Below are 1,777 nucleotides of genomic sequence, written 5' to 3' on the forward strand. Positions count from 1 at the left end.
GGTGATGTTCGTGCAGAAACGCACCGGCTACCGCGGCCGCATGTTCGGCATGTACAAATTTCGCACCATGGTCGTCAACGCCGAGGAGCTCAAGGACTCCCTGCGGCACCTGAACAAGCATGGCGCCGACGCCATCGACTTCAAGATCGACAAGGACCCGCGCATCACCGGTATCGGCGGTTTCCTGCGGCGCACCAGTCTCGACGAGCTGCCGAACCTGTTCAACGTGGTGACCGGCGACATGCGCCTGGTAGGCCCCAGGCCGACTTCGTTCAACGCCTACCGCTACAAGGACAGGCACCTCGCGCGCCTGAGCATCTACCCCGGCATGACCGGCCTGTGGCAAATCTCCGGGCGCAGCAATATCGACTTCGACCAGCGCGTTGAGTTGGACCTCGCCTACATCGCCCAGCAGAGCCTGCTGCTTGATTTGAAGATTCTGCTGAAAACCCCTTTCAAAGTGTTCAGCGGTCACGGAGCGAGTTAAATGGACGGTTCATCGGCTAAAAGCCTCAGCATTGCCAGCCCGAGCGAGTCCAACCTGACATCGACCGTGCTCGACCAGAACCTGCGGATCCTGTTCCTGACCGCCGCCAACCCCGGCGCGGGCACCACCACCAGCGCCCTGGCGCTGGCCAGTCAACTGGCGAAGATGAGCAGCGGCCTGGTGCTGCTGGTGGATGCCAGCCATTCGGCGACCAACCTCACGCAACAGTTGGGGCTGAGCAAGGAACGGGGGTTTCGCGACTTGATGTTCAACACACAGAGCCCGCCCTTGTTGCAGGACTGCGTGGTGGACGTCTCCAGCCTGCCCTTTCACGTTCTGCCATTGGGCCGCTACTTCCGTGGCAACGAGCACCTGACACCCGAGCGCCTGAGCCCGCTGTTCGATCAACTCGGCATCCGCTACCGCTTCGTGGTGATCGACGGCGACGCGGTGTATTCGGCCTCCGACACCCTGGTCATCGGCACCCAGGTGGACGGTGTGGTCCTGGTCGTGCCCGCGGAAGACACCCGCTGGGAAGTGGCGCAGGCCGCGGCCAAGCGCTTGAGCCAGGCGGGAGCGAAGCTGGTCGGCAGCGTGTTCAACCGACGCAAGTACTACATGCCCGAATGGCTGTACAAAAACCTGTGAGCAGTCAGACAAGGATGACGCCATGAACGCCAAGATGCTTGTCCTGCTATTGCTGCCCCTTGCAGGTTGCTCCAGCACTTCCTCCGACGAATCACAAAGCATGCCGGTGCAAATCCTCACGGCCCCACCGGCCAACGCCCAGGCAACCGACGTGCCCAAGGTCGAGCAGACCCTGCGCCCACAGGATGTGCTGGACGTGATCTTCCACATCAGCACCAGTGGCTCGGCCGCCTATCGCGTGCAGTCCGGGGACACGATCGCGCTGAACTTCACCGCCGCCAGCCAGTTCAACGGCAACCAGTTGGTGCTGCCCGATGGCACCATCGAACTGCCGGGGGCCCAAACCACGGTGAAAATCGAGGGCCTGACCCGCGATGAAGCACGGGACGCGATTCAGCGCGCCTACGATCGCAAACAGCTGTTCCAGCCCAACCGCAATCAGCTGTCAGTGATGGTGGTGAACCCGCTGGCCAGTGAATGGAACCTCAAGTCCGTGCTCAACCACCCCGCCACCGGCATGAGCCGGGAAATCACCGTGGGCACCGACGGCTACGCCAGCTTCCCGGAAATCGGTGCCGTGCCGCTGCAAGGCATGACCATCAACCAACTGCAGGCCTACCTGAATAAACGCTACGCCACCCT

Annotated in this window: 3 protein-coding genes; all 3 read left to right on the plus strand. The window is 62.2% G+C overall.

What is annotated here, in order from left to right; all coding sequences use genetic code 11:
• Positions 1 to 487: sugar transferase (locus ACXRVY_RS27180; protein ID WP_458238746.1), on the plus strand; the 487-nt coding region annotated here is incomplete at its 5' end.
• The gene (locus ACXRVY_RS27185) at positions 488 to 1,135 is read left to right on the plus strand and encodes a CpsD/CapB family tyrosine-protein kinase (protein WP_223463558.1); all 648 of its coding nucleotides are present in this window, start codon (positions 488 to 490) and stop codon (positions 1,133 to 1,135) included.
• Positions 1,136 to 1,157: 22 nt separating this feature from the next.
• Positions 1,158 to 1,777, plus strand: a 620-nt coding sequence (locus ACXRVY_RS27190; RefSeq protein ID WP_458238747.1) for a polysaccharide biosynthesis/export family protein, incomplete at its 3' end; no start/stop codon positions are given.

This window comes from Pseudomonas sp. P5_A2_2 (assembly GCF_054177685.1).